The 16,226-nt window shown below is 42.1% G+C and carries 11 protein-coding genes and 2 pseudogenes; 10 read left to right on the forward strand and 3 right to left on the reverse strand.

What is annotated here, in order from left to right; all coding sequences use genetic code 11:
• The first annotated feature begins 146 nt into the window (after window positions 1-146).
• The 9 genes and pseudogenes from ABF638_RS31475 to ABF638_RS31515 all read left to right on the forward strand — a co-directional run bounded on the left by ABF638_RS31475 (window position 147) and on the right by ABF638_RS31515 (window position 10,473).
• Window positions 147-815: a family 1 glycosylhydrolase gene (locus tag ABF638_RS31475; protein ID WP_435026793.1), complete on the forward strand. Its 669-nt coding sequence runs from the start codon at window positions 147-149 to the stop codon at window positions 813-815.
• Window positions 816-2,354, forward strand: a complete 1,539-nt coding sequence (locus tag ABF638_RS31480) for an SDR family oxidoreductase (RefSeq protein ID WP_435026794.1) — start codon at window positions 816-818, stop codon at window positions 2,352-2,354.
• A 164-nt stretch (window positions 2,355-2,518) separates the two neighbouring features.
• Window positions 2,519-3,505 carry a UDP-glucose 4-epimerase GalE gene (gene galE / locus ABF638_RS31485; RefSeq protein WP_435026803.1) on the forward strand — a complete coding sequence of 329 codons (987 nt, stop codon included), beginning with the start codon at window positions 2,519-2,521 and terminating at the stop codon, window positions 3,503-3,505.
• A gap of 284 nt (window positions 3,506-3,789) precedes the next feature.
• Window positions 3,790-4,746, forward strand: a complete 957-nt coding sequence (uvsE, locus tag ABF638_RS31490; protein ID WP_435026795.1) for a UV DNA damage repair endonuclease UvsE — start codon at window positions 3,790-3,792, stop codon at window positions 4,744-4,746.
• A gap of 258 nt (window positions 4,747-5,004) precedes the next feature.
• Window positions 5,005-6,693 (forward strand): GTPase HflX, encoded by a 1,689-nt coding sequence (gene hflX, locus ABF638_RS31495; protein ID WP_435026796.1) that lies wholly within the window; start codon window positions 5,005-5,007, stop codon window positions 6,691-6,693.
• Between the two features lie 14 nt (window positions 6,694-6,707).
• Window positions 6,708-7,580: pseudogene (locus tag ABF638_RS31500) on the forward strand (isoaspartyl peptidase/L-asparaginase family protein).
• Between the two features lie 434 nt (window positions 7,581-8,014).
• Window positions 8,015-9,283 (forward strand): ATP-grasp domain-containing protein, encoded by a 1,269-nt coding sequence (locus ABF638_RS31505; protein WP_435026797.1) that lies wholly within the window; start codon window positions 8,015-8,017, stop codon window positions 9,281-9,283.
• Between the two features lie 114 nt (window positions 9,284-9,397).
• Window positions 9,398-10,159 carry a bifunctional 2-polyprenyl-6-hydroxyphenol methylase/3-demethylubiquinol 3-O-methyltransferase UbiG gene (gene ubiG / locus ABF638_RS31510; protein ID WP_435026798.1) on the forward strand — a complete coding sequence of 254 codons (762 nt, stop codon included), beginning with the start codon at window positions 9,398-9,400 and terminating at the stop codon, window positions 10,157-10,159.
• A gap of 107 nt (window positions 10,160-10,266) precedes the next feature.
• Window positions 10,267-10,473, forward strand: coding sequence for a hypothetical protein (locus tag ABF638_RS31515; RefSeq protein WP_435026799.1), 207 nt, complete (start codon window positions 10,267-10,269; stop codon window positions 10,471-10,473).
• A gap of 280 nt (window positions 10,474-10,753) precedes the next feature.
• Here the strand turns inward: ABF638_RS31515 and ABF638_RS31520 are convergent.
• A pseudogene (locus ABF638_RS31520) lies at window positions 10,754-11,050 on the reverse strand (ISKra4 family transposase); the annotation flags it as partial.
• Between the two features lie 364 nt (window positions 11,051-11,414).
• Here ABF638_RS31520 and ABF638_RS31525 point away from each other — a divergent pair.
• Window positions 11,415-14,177 carry a filamentous hemagglutinin N-terminal domain-containing protein gene (locus ABF638_RS31525; RefSeq protein ID WP_435026800.1) on the forward strand — a complete coding sequence of 921 codons (2,763 nt, stop codon included), beginning with the start codon at window positions 11,415-11,417 and terminating at the stop codon, window positions 14,175-14,177.
• A 377-nt stretch (window positions 14,178-14,554) separates the two neighbouring features.
• Here ABF638_RS31525 and ABF638_RS31530 read toward each other — a convergent pair whose 3' ends face one another.
• Together ABF638_RS31530 and ABF638_RS31535 are read right to left on the reverse strand one after the other, a co-directional pair.
• Window positions 14,555-15,145 carry an MFS transporter gene (locus tag ABF638_RS31530; RefSeq protein ID WP_435026801.1) on the reverse strand — a complete coding sequence of 197 codons (591 nt, stop codon included), beginning with the start codon at window positions 15,143-15,145 and terminating at the stop codon, window positions 14,555-14,557.
• Complete coding sequence (locus ABF638_RS31535) at window positions 15,084-16,013, reverse strand: hypothetical protein (RefSeq protein WP_435026802.1); 930 nt, start codon at window positions 16,011-16,013, stop codon at window positions 15,084-15,086. The genes ABF638_RS31530 and ABF638_RS31535 overlap by 62 nt, the downstream gene beginning before the upstream one ends.
• Window positions 16,014-16,226 lie beyond the last annotated feature (213 nt).

The following is a 16,226-nucleotide window of genomic DNA, read 5'->3' on the forward strand; positions in this document are numbered from 1 at the left end:
TATACCGAGAGAGCTTTTTTACAACATTCCCGACTTTTCAAACATCCTCTAAGATGGTGCGTTAGCCTTTGGCATAACACACCCTACAAAATGACAAAACTCAAAAAGAACGCATCAAATAAAATATCAACTTGAGTTGTAAATTTATGATTTCTGCTTTCAACTCGACACTCAACACTCCTGATTCCAAACTTCCTCTAGAGGTTTGGGCTGGTGTTGAGTGTACGGTTAATCGTGTGGGTGAAGAGTATCTCGATCAGTTAGAACGCAATGGCCATGCAACCCGCTTGGATGACCTAGATTTATTCGCTGAACTTGGCATACACGCTATCCGTTATCCAGTACTTTGGGAAAGGATAGCGCCCAATGGTTTGGAGAATGCTGATTGGTCGTGGCCAGACGAACGGCTGGGACGCTTGCGCGAACTAGGTATCCGTCCGATTGTGGGATTAGTGCATCATGGCAGTGGGCCGCGTGATACCAGCTTAGTAGATCCAGAATTTCCTGAGAAACTAGCGGTGTTTGCTCGTGCGGTTGCAGAACGCTATCCTTGGGTTACACATTACACACCTGTAAACGAACCACTGACAACAGCACGATTTAGTGGGATGTATGGTCACTGGTATCCCCACGGAAAGGACGATTTAACTTTTGCCCGTGCTTTGTTAGTAGAGTGTAAAGCGATCGCTCTTTCAATGCAGGCAATCCGGGAAGTCAACCCCAATGCTCAACTTGTACAAACTGAGGATTTGGGTAAAACTCATAGTACGCCAAAGCTTGCTTATCAAGCCGAACTAGAAAACGAGCGTCGTTGATTGAGTTTGGATTTATTATGCGGTCGAATCAACCCAACTCATCCTATGTGGGGTTACTTGCGCGATTGTGGCATCAGCGAGACTGAACTTGAAGAATTTTTGCAATATACCTGTCCGCCTAACATTGTTGGCATTAACCATTACCTGACAAGCGAACGCTTTTTAGATGAAAACCTAGAAAACTATCCAGCTTGGACGCATGGTGGTAACGGTCGGGACAAGTATGCAGATGTAGAGGCAGTGCGAGTTTGTGCTGAGGGTTTGGCAGGGCCGCGGACATTGCTCAAAGAGACATGGGAACGCTACAAACTACCCCTTGCTGTCACTGAAGTTCATTTGAGTTGTACCCGTGAGGAACAACTACGCTGGCTCAATGAAGTGTGGAATGCAGCGCAAGAATTAAGAAACCAAGGTGCAGATATTCGGGCTGTGACTGCTTGGGCACTTCTCGGCAGCTACGATTGGAATAGTTTAGTGACTCGCTCCGCAGGATACTACGAGTCAGGCGTGTTCGATTTGCGTTCATCACGTCCTAGACAAACAGCGATCGCTAAAATGGTGCGAGATTTAGCCACTGGACATAAACCCAATCATCCATTACTTGATACACCAGGATGGTGGCATCGAGAAGAGCGCCTATTATACCCAGCCGTTAGTTGTCCCGCATCTCGCCCGGCTTCCCCCCTTTCTTCCCCAGCTTCCAATCGTCCCCTAGCGATCGTCGGAGCCACAGGAACACTAGGCAAGGCTTTTGCTCGGTTGTGTCAAGTGCGAGGAATTTCATATTGCCTATTAAGACGGCAAGATATGGATATTTCCAATCCTGCTTCCGTCAATAAAGTACTTACCGAATTACAACCGTGGGCAGTTGTGAACGCTGCGGGATACGTGCGGGTAGACGATGCCGAACGTGAACCCGATGTTTGTTTAAAGGTAAACGCTGAAGGGGCAGCAATTTTAGCTGCTGCTTGCGCTCAACATAATGTGGCGTTGCTAACTTTCTCTTCAGATTTGGTATTCGATGGTACTGAGTCTAATCCTTATGTCGAAACTGATACCGTTGCGCCCCTCAATATATATGGATGCAGCAAAGTTTTGGCAGAAAAGCTAGTATTGCAGGCTCATCCAGCATCGCTAATGATTCGCACTAGCGCATTTTTCGGCCCGTGGGATGATTACAACTTTGTCACGATCGCTCTACGGCAATTATCTGCTGGTAATACTTTTGTCGCAGCCGAAGATGCGATCATTTCGCCTACTTATATACCCGATCTTGTCCATGCCAGCCTTGATTTATTGGTTGATGGCGAGAACGGTTTGTGGCATTTGGCTAACAAAAGTGCGATCGCTTGGGCTGACTTGGCACGATTAGCGGCGGAAAAAGCAGGTGTAAGTGTCAGCAATCTAATTGCTCGTCCTACACAAGAACTTGGTTTAATTGCTCCCCGTCCAGCTTACAGCGTTCTCGGTAGCAATCGAGGTGAATTAATGCCACACCTTGACAATGCAATTTCTCGTTACCTGGAAGAAAGAAATTAGTAGTCTTGCAATCTAATTTTAAGGGGAGTAGCACTTCGGCTACGCTCAGTGACCGAGGAGCAGGGGAGGCATGGGAAGAAGAACTATTTATTGACCAATGCCCAATGCCCCATTCCCCGTTCCCTATTCCCAATTCCCTATTCCCAATTCCCCATTACAAAATTATGTCAACTATTTTAGTAACGGGAGGAGCCGGATACATTGGCTCCCATGCTGCATTAGCTCTGAAAAACGCAGGTTATGAAGTAATCGTTTTAGATAATCTGTCGAACGGACATCGAGAACTTGTAGAAGAAGTTTTACAGATAAAATTGATTGTTGGAGATATGAGCGATCGCTCTCTTCTCGATGACATATTTTCTACTTACAACATAACTGCGGTTATGCATTTTGCTGCTTATATCGCAGTGGGTGAATCTGTCACCGATCCAGCCAAATATTACCAAAATAATGTTGCAGGCACTCTGACACTTTTAGAAGCAATGATTGCTGCATCAGTTAATAAATTTATCTTTTCTTCTACTTGCGCTCTTTATGGTGTACCAAAGTTCGTTCCCCTGACCGAAGACCATCCACAAGATCCCATTAGTCCTTATGCTACTAGCAAGTGGATGGTAGAAAGAATTCTATCTGATTTTGATACCGCTTATAATTTAAAGTCTGTACGTTTTCGTTACTTTAACGCCGCAGGTGCTGACCCTAATGGGTTGCTGGGTGAAGACCACGAACCTGAAACTCATCTCATACCGTTAGTTCTACTAACTGCTTTTGGTAAGCGTGAATCTATTTTGATTTTCGGCACTGATTACCCTACACCTGATGGAACTTGTATCCGAGATTATATTCATGTGACTGACTTGGCACAAGCCCATATTTTGGGTTTAGAATATCTGCTCAAAGGTGGAGAAAGCGAAGTATTTAATCTAGGAAATGGCAGTGGTTTTTCTGTCAGAGAAGTGATAGAAACAGCTAAAGAGATAACAGGCAAAGAAATTAAAATAGAAGAACGCGATCGCAGACCAGGCGACCCTCCTATTTTAGTTGGCAGTAGCGACAAAGCAACTAAAATATTGGGTTGGCATCCAGAATATCCTAATTTGAACGAAATTATTGCCCATGCTTGGCAATGGCATCAACAACGACATAAATAAAGACAATTTAGAGGATATTTTAAAAGTCCTATTGTCGGTATCAAAAGTTTTAGATCCCTCTAAATCTCCCTTAAAAAGGGAGACTTTGATTCCGATTCCCCCCTTTTTAAGGGGGGTTAGGGGGGATCTAAAAGTGCTTAAAGTCACAGTGAAATACTTTTAAAACAACCTCTTAAAACATCCTGTAAGGCTTAGAAATTCATTCTTTAGTTATTCTTAAGCCAATGGGAGAAATTGTTTAAATTAAAGAATGGATCAAAACAGATAACACTTGGTATTAATTAATGAGCGTAATCGAGTTTCAAAATTTACCTAATGCACAGCAGTGTCAAAAAAGTACACAGCCCTCTTTAGGGCTAGTTTGTATTACCTCTGATAAACAAGTGCGCTTTCGGACAATGACGCGCACCCGATACTTAAAACTTTCCCTTAGCGATCGCAAAAGTGCCCTAAGTGAACTGTATCGCCATAACTTACAGCGCTTGCATGACGCTCTCTCCTTTTGTCAGCAGAATAAAATTCAGCTTTATCGGATGTCTTCTAATTTATTTCCCCTAAGTGACTTAGAAGACGAAATTGGCGCAAATATATTAGAGACAATGAGCGCTGATCTAGCAACAATCGGTGAACGAGCAAATGCATTGGGCATCAGAATAGTGTTGCATCCAGATCAATATGTAGTGTTGAGTTCTGATTCTCCCGAAGTGGTACAAGCAAGTATCAATAATTTAGCAGGACATGCACGTATACTTGACTTACTGGGCTTACCGCGATCGCCTTGGTCATTGATGAATATTCATGGTGGCAAATCTCAACGTCCTGAACAACTAGTAAAAGTAATTTCCGAACTACCAGAAAACATCAAAAGTCGCTTGACTTTAGAAAACGATGAATACGCCTATAGTGCTGATGAAATTTTAGCAGTATGTCAGCAAGCTGGTGTGCCGATGGTATTTGATGCCCATCACCATATTTGCCACGAAAATTTGGATAGCTACGATCATCCGAGTGTAGCATCCATGTTTTACGCAGCGCGAGAAACTTGGAAAAATCCAGATTGGCAATTAGTTCATATTTCCAATGGTGAGCAAGCTTTCAATGACAGAAAACACAGCGACTTGATTACCGATATGCCTAACGTTTACCACCAAGCACCGTGGATCGAAGTCGAAGCTAAACAAAAAGAAGAAGCGATCGCACTTTTGCGTTCTTGCTGGCTAATGAACAATAATTGTACGTAAACTAGGGAATTCTAGTCTATGTTCTCTGCACCTCTGCTGTTGTGTCTGTGTTAACCATAGTGAAGCTTACACGTTTACAGTCTCATTCATGGTTGATACCTCAATTAATTGGTCTATAAACCATTTTATAGAAGCTTTATTTTGAGGCAATTATCTATAGTTAAGTTGCTTATTTCTCTTGGTAGATTAAAACAAAATTTAAAAAGACCAAAATAATAATATACACAGCTGAAAGCTAAACTTTAAATTGTTAGTTTTATGCAAAAGATTTATAGCAATGTTCAGGGCATCAAAGCTAGTCAGATTAAACGACTGCAACAGCTTTATGAGCAAAATCAACCAGCAGATAGATTTATTACGCCAGAATTTGCTCAAGCCTTAGCTACAATCAGTCAACAAATTCATCACCCGATTTGCTGTTATCTCAATCGGCGTGGGCAAGTTATCCGAGTTGCTGTAGGAACACCTAGTCAAACTCAAATTCCACCTGAAGAATTACCCCGCCGCAGTGCAGAACGTTTGAGCGGAATCCGTTGTGTTGCTACTCAAGTTAAATCAGAACCACCTGATGAAGCCGCTTTGATTGCAATGATGCGTCAGCGCTTAGATGCTCTTGTCATGTTAACCGCAATTGATGGCGAAGCAAAAGAAGCTTTTCTAACTTACCTTTTCCCCGATTCAGAAAGTCCTTGGGTAATTTCACCTCCTCTAAGTTTGGACGATCTAACCGAACAGGAATTTGATGAACTAGTTGGGGAATGGGAAAGAGAAATTGTTGATGCAGGGTATGGAATATTCCTATCTCAAGAAATTGTTTCCGAGCAAGACAGGGTGTTGCTGGTAGGAGTGCAGACAGATGATGTCTCAGTTCAGCGATTTGAAGATGGACTTGCAGAACTAGTGCGTTTGGTTGAAAGTGCTGGGGGAATTGTACTCGATACAATGCGGCAAAAGCGCGATCGCATCCATCCCCAAACAGTAGTTGGTAAGGGAAAAATTGAAGAAATCACCCTTTTGTCCCAAAAACTAAGAGCTAATCTAATCGTTTTTGACCGAGATATTTCTGCATCTCAAGCCCGCAACTTAGAACAAGAGATTGGTATTCGAGTTGTAGACCGCACGGAAGTAATTCTGGATATTTTTGCTCAACGCGCTCGCACTCAAGAGGGTAAATTACAAGTAGAGTTGGCTCAACTCGAATATATGTTACCTCGGTTACGCGGTCGCGGTCAGGAGATGTCTCGATTAGGTGCGGGGATTGGTACACGAGGGCCTGGTGAAACAAAACTAGAGACGGAACGGCGAACAATTCAGCGCCGAATAAATCAGTTACAGCAGGAAGTAAACGATTTACAAGCACATCGCGCCCGGATTAGACAACAACGACAACAGCAAGAAATTCCGGTTTTGGCATTAGTTGGCTATACCAATGCTGGTAAATCTACTTTGCTGAATGTGTTAACTAATGCGGAGGTTTTCACCGCAGACCAACTATTTGCTACCCTCGACCCAACAACCCGCAAGGTGGTAATTACAAAACCAGAAACACATGAACGCCGCTCGATTTTGCTTACAGATACTGTAGGGTTTATTCACGAACTCCCGCCACCACTGATGGATGCGTTTCGCGCCACATTGGAGGAAGTAGTTGAGGCAGATGCGATGATTCATGTTGTGGATTTGTCCCATCCAGCTTGGGAAAGCCATATTACAAGTGTGCTGGAAATACTTGAAGAAATGCCTGAGATTCCAGAAAAAAGTTTGATTGCTTTTAACAAGGTTGACAAAGTAGATAGCGAAACCTTGGACAGAGTTCAACAAGATTATCCCGAAGCTGTTTTTATATCAGCAACCCAGCGCTTGGGTTTAGAGACTTTAAAAATGCGATCGCTACAACTAATTGATGAACCTGTGAAGGCGATTGCAGTCCCACAAAATTCATACTAACAAGAAGGAATTATATGATACCGACCATCATTGTTCACGGTGGAGCAAAAACCATCACAGATGACAAAGTTGCAGCCAATAATGCAGGCTGTACAGCAGCAGCAGAAGCTGGTTGGGCAGTGCTAATTAGCGGAGGTACTGCCGCAGAAGCTGTGGAAGCAGCTACCCGTGTTTTGGAAGCTGACCCGACATTTAACGCTGGTCTTGGTGCAACTCTCAACAGCGACGGAGAAGTGGAGTTAGACGCGGCGATTATGGAAGGCTCATTAAGTTGGGGAGCGATCGCAGCAGTTCAGGGTGTACGTCATCCAATCTCGGTTGCCCGAAAAATTATGGATGAAAAGCCCAGGCTGCTAGTAGCGCGGGGTGGAGAACGCTTCGCCAGAGATTGCGGTGCCGAAATGTGTAAAAAATAAGACTTAGTAGCTGAGGAACAATGGCAACAGTGGAAGGAAGATCAAGAAGTTATTGATCGTCCCAATACCATAGGTTGCGTAGCTTTGGATACTAGCGGTATCTTAGCTGCTGGTACTTCAACTGGCGGCACTACAAAGCAGCAATCTAGCCGCGTTGGTGACAGTGCGATCGTTGGCTGTGGCTTGTATGCTGATAATAAAATCGGTGGTTGCTCAACAACAGGTGATGGTGAGTCGATTATCCCGGTGGTTTTGGCTAAAACTGCGATCGATTTCTTGAGTGGAAACCGACATCCAGATGAAGCAGCACAAATGGCAATAGACGCTTTGGTTTCTAAGGTTAAAGGTGAAGCTGGGTGCATCCTCATAGATCGTCAAGGACGAGTTGGCTGGGCGTATAACTCATCACACATGGCTTGTGCTTATATGACCGCAGGACAAGACAAGGTAGCTGCCTTTACCAAGAAATAACTCATACCAATTTGTAATGGGTTACGCCCCGCTATGCTAAGGAAATACGTAATTAAGTATCTAGGCATAAATCAATACAGTTCAGATAAGACCAAAACACTTGTAGAGACGGCGATTTATCGCGTCTCGAAAAACCACAATTTTGTACAATTAGCCTTAACTGAACCGTATTGAGGCATAAATAAATTTCAAGTTTGTAGTAAGGACTTTAGTCCTGATCATCCTTGCTCTGAGCGATAAATCGCTCACTACAAACTAGGAGTTTATTTTATATTTAATTATGTCTATCTACTTAATGGAACCAAATTAAATCTGAGTTTTCAAGTTTTAATATATAGCCTTGTTTTTCAATTTAGTGTTATTTGTAAATCCAGAAAACTCATTTTTCATAAACAACCACATCCATTTACGAATGCGGTTTATTGGAGGAGGAAATGAACTCAAAATACGACTTTCATTATTTTCAAGGGAGTACTCTTTCCGATCTGTTTGCTCAAGACATCACAGATGCATCTTATGGGTTTATTTTAAATTACCCTGCAACTGCCAGTTGGGCTGCTTATCCCAACCGGAAAAAATATTTTATTCAAGACGGCAGTAGTGAAGCCACCAAAACCTCCTTCGACAAGATTTGTCAGAAGGAACCTTGGAAAAATCTGGCTGTGTTAGGCGATCGCATTCCTGGAATTGTGATTATACCACCGTCAAACTCGCTAATTGGCTACTGGCAAGAGCATTTCGGCAGCCACTCCAATCGGTCGATGATGGATTGCTCGACTTATTTAGATGACCTTAGCCGCAGCGAACACTTCGACAAACTGATTACTTTATTTCCCTTTGATTGCCTCAAACCTGAAAAACACGCTGTTCCTCCAGACACTCATTACCGTTTACTCAGCAAATTCACCCTAGACCAACTGGGAGTGCAATGTCCAAAATACAAGAGCTACAATCTGCACCAAACCAATCTCGAAGATATTAAATTACCAGAATTTCCCTATTTAATTAAAACGTCCCACGGACTCTCAGGAGAAGGCACTTATATCATCAAAAATCCCAGCGATTTGAACTATTGTTTTGAAGAAATCAGGAAATATCTTGATATTAAGTTGCTCAATACGATTATTGTCTCCGAGTTTGTCAAGAATGAAGTGCAGAATTACTGCGTACAGTTCTATGTCAACAAGCTAGGAGAGATAACCCTCATCGGCACTACTAGCCAACTTGTCACTCCAGAAGGCAACTATTTAGGCGGACTGATTGACTATCGCAACACTGACATGAGCAAGTTCTTTGAGATGATTGCCGCCATTGGTCAGTATGCTCACAAACAGGGGTATTTTGGCGTGATTGGGTTCGATGTGTTGGAAGATCGAGACGGACAATTTTATGCGATCGATGCCAATTTTCGAGTTAATGGCTCGACTCCGTTGTGCTTGCAGCGTAATACCCTACTAGCATTGGGAAAGGAAGTAGCTAAATATTCCACTGACTACCGCATGGAAGGAACGTTAGATTCAATTTTAGTGACTTTAAAACTAGAACTAGATCGCAAAGATTTGATTATTCTGTCGGCTTTAGAGAAGGCTAAATACGGAAAAATCTACACCGAAATTTATGCGATCGTTACTGGTGAAACTATCCAGCAAATGCAGCATATCGAGAATAAATTACAGGATAAGGGATTACAATGGCTCCCTTGAACAGAGCTACTGTTGATATCTAGCGTTGTCAAGTAAGTTTTATTTATCCTATAGATTGAACTCTTTGCCTAATTTTTAAATGAATTAGCTTTGTTTTATGCAGTAGAGGGAAGAATGAAAAGAAATAACTTAGAATACTACGATTTGAACGCAGATAAATGGTGGAAGGAAGATGAGATTTTATATCTTTCTAACAACCTTAACAAGTCAAGATTCGATTTTTTTTCTAATTTCGTGCCAGATTGGAAAGGATTGAAAGTTTTAGATATTGGCTGTGGAGGAGGATTAGCTTGTGAATTTCTAGCCAATCTAAACGCTGATGTATCTGGAATCGATTTATCTTTTAATTCAATTAAAATAGCGCAAGAACATTCTAGATTAAGTAATTTAAAAATTGATTATCAGCGAGCATTAGCAGAAAACCTCCCTTACGAAGAAAATAGTTTTGATGTTGTTTTATGCTTTGACGTATTAGAGCATGTTGAAGATTGGAAAAAAGTTATTTCCGAAGCTTATAGAGTTTTAAAACAAGGTGGATTATTTTTATTTGACACAATCAATAGAAATTTCAAGTCTAAATTTATAATGATTTGGCTTCTAGAAGATACCCTAAAGCATATACCACCTGGACTTCATGACTGGAATAAGTTTATTAAACCGCAAGAAATGATAGAAGTAATGAAAAGTACTGGCTTTGCAAATTTTGAAATTAAAGGATTTGATTTGACGGGTGGTAGTAGCTTGAAAACATTGAGAAACATCCTGACTAAGGGCTTAAATAATCAAATAGAAGGTGAGAAAAGAGAATTATTTGAAATTAGAATTAATAATGATACTTCAGTTTGCTACATTGGCAAAGCAGTTAAACTAAGCTGAGAAAACATAAATTTTATTTATAGATGTAAACATTCAAAAAAATATAAATATAAAATATATTAATTTTCACTTCATTAAATTAAATATATGTATCCAGGAGAAGAGACATGAAATTTCAAATAGAATGTAATACAGGCGACATTAGCAAAATGTGTTTAATTTGCCAGGAAAATTTTCAGACAGATGAAGCCAGGTTAATTGTATGCAATGACCAAGGCGAAGGCTATGGAGATATCTGCCATCAATGTATAGCCAAGGGCGGTAATTGGGTTCAATTTCAACTCCAAAAATTCAGCCAGAAACTACTAGCTTGAAAATTATGTTAAGGATATTAAATGTTTGTAGGAAGCGACTGTAGCCTTTAAGATAGGGCTATAGCTGCTTCCTACAAGCAAATTTAATTAATTTTACATTGCATAACATCAAGAGAATAATAGGGTGCATCCCAGTTTTTATTATTCGATAAAATCATAAAATTTAATATGTCATTGCATTCGCGAACGCAATGACGGATACAAAAATGGGATGCTCCCGAATAATATAGCAATCCTAAATGATTTGGGTGCGGCTCTTTTAGGAAGACTGGCGAGGAGGTCAAACAAGCATTGCTATTGGTGGTGGAGTAGTAGAGCAACGAGCTTGAGAGACACCTTTGAGCAAAGGAATGCCACCTTGATATACAGTTAGATGATGACGTTGACGTTCTCGCTGTTGATGAAAGCGCCAATATTCATCCCAATCACCACTGACGTAAAGAGAACGAAGACGCAAAACAGCCTCAGCACCGTCAAGACTCCATCGAGCGCCAGTAATGTCCATTCTGTCCTTAATTAAGTAACGACAAGCCCCCTCAATCACACCAGTCGCAATGGGAAAACCCGCACCCAAATAAAATAGCTCTTTCACCCGAAATTTTGAAAAAAAGCTTGTTTTTGCAGTACCAATTGACCTTTAGGCTATTTGGTACTGCATTTAGTAACGTAGCCATGAGAGTTTCAGGCTGTAAAAATCAGTGAGGTTTAAATGGTACAGCTTTAAGTGTGCATCCAATTGGTCAAAATCTCATTTTCGGGTAAAAGTTGAGAATTTTTTCTGAAACTCTCTCTGGATAGCGTTTTCAGGCGTTGCATGGCGGTTCATAGCAGCTTCGCTACTTTCTCCCCAACTTGTGTTGCTGTTCCTCAAATTTAATCATGTGATTTTGCATACCTTTACGGGAACTCTAACTTTAACGAGTTCAATCCAGGTATTGGTGATGAGAATTACTTACAAAGAATCAAACCTCTGCTTTCAATTGTTGTTAACAGCATTGAGTACTGGATTCTTCACTTCAGGCATATCATCACCAGCCTTAGCTCAGGTAATATCTGATGGCACGACTAACACCAGTGTCAGCATTAATGGAAATGACTTTAGGATTTTCAATGGTGTTGATAAAGGAAATAATTTATTTCACAGCTTCAGTAATTTCTCTGTACCGACAGGTGGCAGCGCAACCTTTGATTTAACGAACACACCAAATATTACAACGATATTTAGTCGAGTCACAGGCGGTAATGTTTCTAATATAGATGGGTTGATTCGGACGCTCAGTAGCAATAACCCAGTCAGTTTATTTTTGATGAATCCTAATGGGATTGTATTTGGGCCAAATGCCAGCCTAAATATCGGTGGTTCGTTCGTCGGAACAACAGCAAGTAGTATCAAATTTAGCGATGGAACAGAATTTAGTGCAGTCAATTCCACTGAACCACCGTTGTTAACCATGAGTGTACCCGTGGGGTTGCAGATGGGAAGTAATGCCGGAGCAATTCAAGTCCAAGGCTCACCAATTCAAGTGCAAGGGCCTCCAGGGTTAGGGTTCGGTTTGTTCTTTTTTAGATTACCAACATTATCAGTGATTCCCAATCAGACTCTAGCACTTGTGGGTGGTCAGATTGATATTGATAGTGCCAATATTTCTGCTCCTGATGGACATATCGAATTATGGGCGCTGCAAAATGGAGAAATTGCCCTAGACAAGGAAACTGGATGGCAACTCACTTCTAAGCCAAATACTATCAACGGGGGTACAATTACACTGCAACAAACTTCCTTTATCACTGCGGATGGTAGCAACGGTGGCGCAATCAATATTTGGGGACGGGGATTAACCTTACAGGATGGCTCGAACATTGGTGCAACAACCTTTGCTGGACAAGGAAAAGGTATTACTGTCCACACTACAGAATTTATCGATCTTTTAGGAACCACCGATCTTGTTAACCAACCTCTCTTCGCTGGGATCAGCACTTCTGTAGGCAATTCATTAGGATTAATTGTACTTCCAGGGCCACCAGCAACAGGACAAGCAGGAAATATAACCATCGAAACTGGACGTTTAAAGATGGCTAATGGAGCTTGGCTTGTGTCAAGCACTTCTGGTAATAACTCTAGGACTGGAAATATTACCATTCACGCTACAGATGTGGATCTCTTGGGATATGAAACTTTACTTGGATCTTCTGCAACTACAATTGCTAATTTACTTCTCTCGGGAAGCAATAATCAGAGTGGACAAGTTACTGTTGATGCTCAAAGGGTTCACCTATTCAATGGTGGTCGTATTAGTAGCAGTGTGTTGGGAGGGAATGGTACAGGAGGAGAAGTCTCCATTCGAGCTACCGAAAGTTTAGAGATTCAAGGCGCTAACCCTGTTGGTATATTTAGTGCAGTTCTCGCTTCGCTGGAATCTGGGACAACAGGACAAGGAGGAAACATTTCTATCGATACAGGGAATCTCATATTATCAAATGGTGGTGGGATCACCAGTGAGGTAGTAGGTTCTCAAGTAAATTTCTTGGGTCTTTTTATACCAGGAGCAAACGGTACAGCAGGAGATATTGAGATTCGAGCTAAAGATATACAAGTCAGCGAGCCGATGATTGATGGATATAGCCAAACTATCACAGGTATCAAAGCTTCTCTGGGTAATGGTTCTGTGGGTTCAGGTGGCAATCTTAACCTGACAGCCGATAACCTGCGTGTGTTCAATGGTGGACAAATTACTTCTTCTAGTTTGGGTCAAGGATCTGCTGGTAGTGTTAACCTGCAAGTGAAAAATCTTGACGTACAAGGAACTTCCCAAAACTTAATTAATGGTAGCTCTCTCAAGAGTGCGATCGCCGCATCTTCAACAACTAGTTTTGCTGCGGGGTCTGTAAATATCACATCAGATGCAGTACGTGTCAGGGATAATGCGGAAATTACTGTGAGTAATACAGGCAGTGGCGATGCAGGCAACCTAAATATTACTGCTAATAACATCTTTCTTGACAATGGCGCAAATCTGCGTTCTGAGGTGAATGGAGGGGGTCAAGGTGATATCCACCTCAATGCCAATGATGTACTGCTATTACGGCACGGCAGTAACATTATTACTAATGCCCTTGGTACTTCCACAGGAGGCAACATTAATATCAATGCTGGGTCAATTGTCGCTGTGCCAAAAGAAAACAGCGATATTTCGGCTAATGCGGTACTGGGAAGCGGTGGCAATATCCAAATCACTACTGGGGGCATCTTCGGATTCCAATTTCAAGACCAACTCACACCCAATAGTGACATTACTGCCAGTTCCCAATTTGGGTTAAGTGGTACAGTTCAAGTTAATACTATCGTTGTCGATCCCAATTCTGGCTTAATCGAACTGCCAGCCAATGTCACCGACCCATCCCAGAAAATAGCTTCAGGTTGTTCGGCAAATACTGGTAGTAGTTTTGTGGCTACAGGACGCGGAGGAATATCGCAAAATCCCACGCAGGAAGTCAGGAGCGATCGCCCTTGGTCTGATACTCGTGACATCTCTGCATATCACAAAACTGGTAATGTGACTGCCCAAATACCGACAACACCACAAGTTCTTGTACGGGCTACTTCTTGGCATCGCAATGCCTTTGGAAAAATTGAACTGGTTGCAGATAAATCTCCGAATCAGGTACAACCATCATTAACCTGTGCTGGGCTTCCCAAGAGTTAATTGCCTAAATATCCCTCTTCTGTCACTTTCCGAGTATTCTTAACCCTCTTTTGTCACTCTCCGGGAGGGCGATCGCTAGAAGCCTCATGAGGCAATCAATACAAGCTATACTATTAGAAAAAAATCGGTCTTGTATTTGTTATTAGAAAAGAATCGCGCAATCGCTTGCTATACAAAAGCTCTAGATGTTATAAAAGGCAAATATTTTCGGAGAGTGACAGAAGAGGGCTATAGGAATCCTACTTGAGTCTTGCTCAGTATGCTGAGAAGTCGAGCTTTGGATGTCAAGCTTCTAGGCAGCTTGATTGTTCTATAGTGGTTGGGTTTATAAGCATTAGTTTGCTGGGATCTGTTTGAAATACATAATTGAAAACTTATTATTCCACTTCTATCAGTTCAGTTGACTGCTTCATTGGGAATAGGAATCGCATTAGCTGGCCTAGCGGTATAGAGCGTTGCTCCTGAACAAAAACTAAGGGTACAAGTGCAACCATCCGTAGTAAGCCTGAGATAACAAATAGCCCCAGCAAACCAGCAGCACCAGGGAGAGTTGCTAGAAAGCCACCGATAGTAATACCCATTGCTCCAGTGATACCAGCAATTGCACCTGCGATCGCAAAATAACTCGACTGATTACCCAACGGTGCTATTCCCATCATCAAATTGTTGGTACACAAATCAATTGCTGCCCACGTTGCGCCAGCTAGTATGTGCAACAACGGTAGCCAGATCCAAAAAGAAATGCGATCGCTTCCAACCAAGAGCCACAGCAGAGGTGTTACCGCCACCAAGACTCCCACTAATAACAGTAACGGGCGATTCCCAATCCGGTCGGTCAGTTTGCCCCACAAAAGCAGCATTAGCATATTCGCACCAGTTCCTAAGCCGTGATAAATCGTTACTACACTAATATCTATATCCAGGTAGCAGATAAAGGTTAAAGAAAGGAGCGCTGACGTTAACAGCAAAGCACCAGATGCTCAGGTAAAGTACAAACTTCAAGAAATTAGCATCTTTAAACAAGCTAAAATCTATTCCTTGGGGCTGTGGGTGTGATGTGTCTAAATCCCCAACTTTTAAGATCTGCGGGTTTATATCAGTCATCCAGAACTGACAGCCCACACTGATTATCCCTAGTATGATTCCTACAACCAAGACTGCACCATAACCTTGAAGGGTTCCACCAGGCCAAGCTGATACCGCTAAACCTAGCATCGGCACACCAACAAGGTTAGTCAAACCGAGAATACTATTGCGAAAGCCAAAATATCGTCCCCGCAACCGCTGAGGTACTAACACAGCTGACCACCCAAGCCAAGGCGCACGACCAAAAGCTTCGATAATATTAGCTACTAAGAGAATTGCCAGTGTCAACTGTACTACTTGGTATCCAGTAATACGAGATGAAGTAACCAACCAAATCGCTGGTAGAAGAATCAACCATAGCAGCCGTGACGGGATAAAAATACACATGAAATACTGGCGGAAGCTAGTGCTTCGGTTTACCAAATATGCTCCCAGTGGTTGGAGCAGATTCACCATCTGAGGGATAGCTGCGAGTAGACCAATTTCGACTGGGCCAGCGCCTAACTCTAGCAAGAAATTACTGAGCAACGCGCCGCCGATGATACTATAAAGAACCGCAGCAAAAACACTTTCATAAGTTAGTGCCCTGAGACTTTGGCGAATTTCTGGCTTAGAAATTTTTAGAAACAGTTTTGGAGTTGGGAAAAGTACCGTCTCTGTTAATGTCCTATCCTCTGAAATTTCTTGAATGGGAACAGGGGGAAGAGAACTAGCTTCTACTGAAATATCATCTTCTTGGGGCTGAACCATATTATTTAGTCAATATTTAAAGAGTTAAATTGTTATAGCTACTATGAGCAAGAATTAGTAAAACTTATATAAGATTTAATCAATAAGTTCTAAGGCATTGCAATTGCTTACTTGTCCCGAAAACTATAGGAATCCGCTTTGATTTCTGAACTAATTTACGTGGTGCGCGTTCGCGGAGCGTGTCGCAGACAAGCGCAGCGCAAGCGCGATAGG

The organism is Nostoc sp. CALU 1950 (genome assembly GCF_051172895.1).
In the GTDB taxonomy this organism is placed as follows: domain Bacteria; phylum Cyanobacteriota; class Cyanobacteriia; order Cyanobacteriales; family Nostocaceae; genus Nostoc; species Nostoc edaphicum_A.

Coding starts and splice junctions, on each gene's coding strand:
- uvsE (WP_435026795.1), top strand. CDS start 3,790: ATGAGCGTAATCGAGTTTCAAAATTTACCTAATGCACAGCAGTGTCAA.
- ABF638_RS31535 (WP_435026802.1), bottom strand. CDS start 16,013: ATGGTTCAGCCCCAAGAAGATGATATTTCAGTAGAAGCTAGTTCTCTT.
- galE (WP_435026803.1), top strand. CDS start 2,519: ATGTCAACTATTTTAGTAACGGGAGGAGCCGGATACATTGGCTCCCAT.
- hflX (WP_435026796.1), top strand. CDS start 5,005: ATGCAAAAGATTTATAGCAATGTTCAGGGCATCAAAGCTAGTCAGATT.
- ABF638_RS31525 (WP_435026800.1), top strand. CDS start 11,415: ATGAGAATTACTTACAAAGAATCAAACCTCTGCTTTCAATTGTTGTTA.
- ABF638_RS31475 (WP_435026793.1), top strand. CDS start 147: ATGATTTCTGCTTTCAACTCGACACTCAACACTCCTGATTCCAAACTT.
- ABF638_RS31515 (WP_435026799.1), top strand. CDS start 10,267: ATGAAATTTCAAATAGAATGTAATACAGGCGACATTAGCAAAATGTGT.
- ubiG (WP_435026798.1), top strand. CDS start 9,398: ATGAAAAGAAATAACTTAGAATACTACGATTTGAACGCAGATAAATGG.
- ABF638_RS31505 (WP_435026797.1), top strand. CDS start 8,015: ATGAACTCAAAATACGACTTTCATTATTTTCAAGGGAGTACTCTTTCC.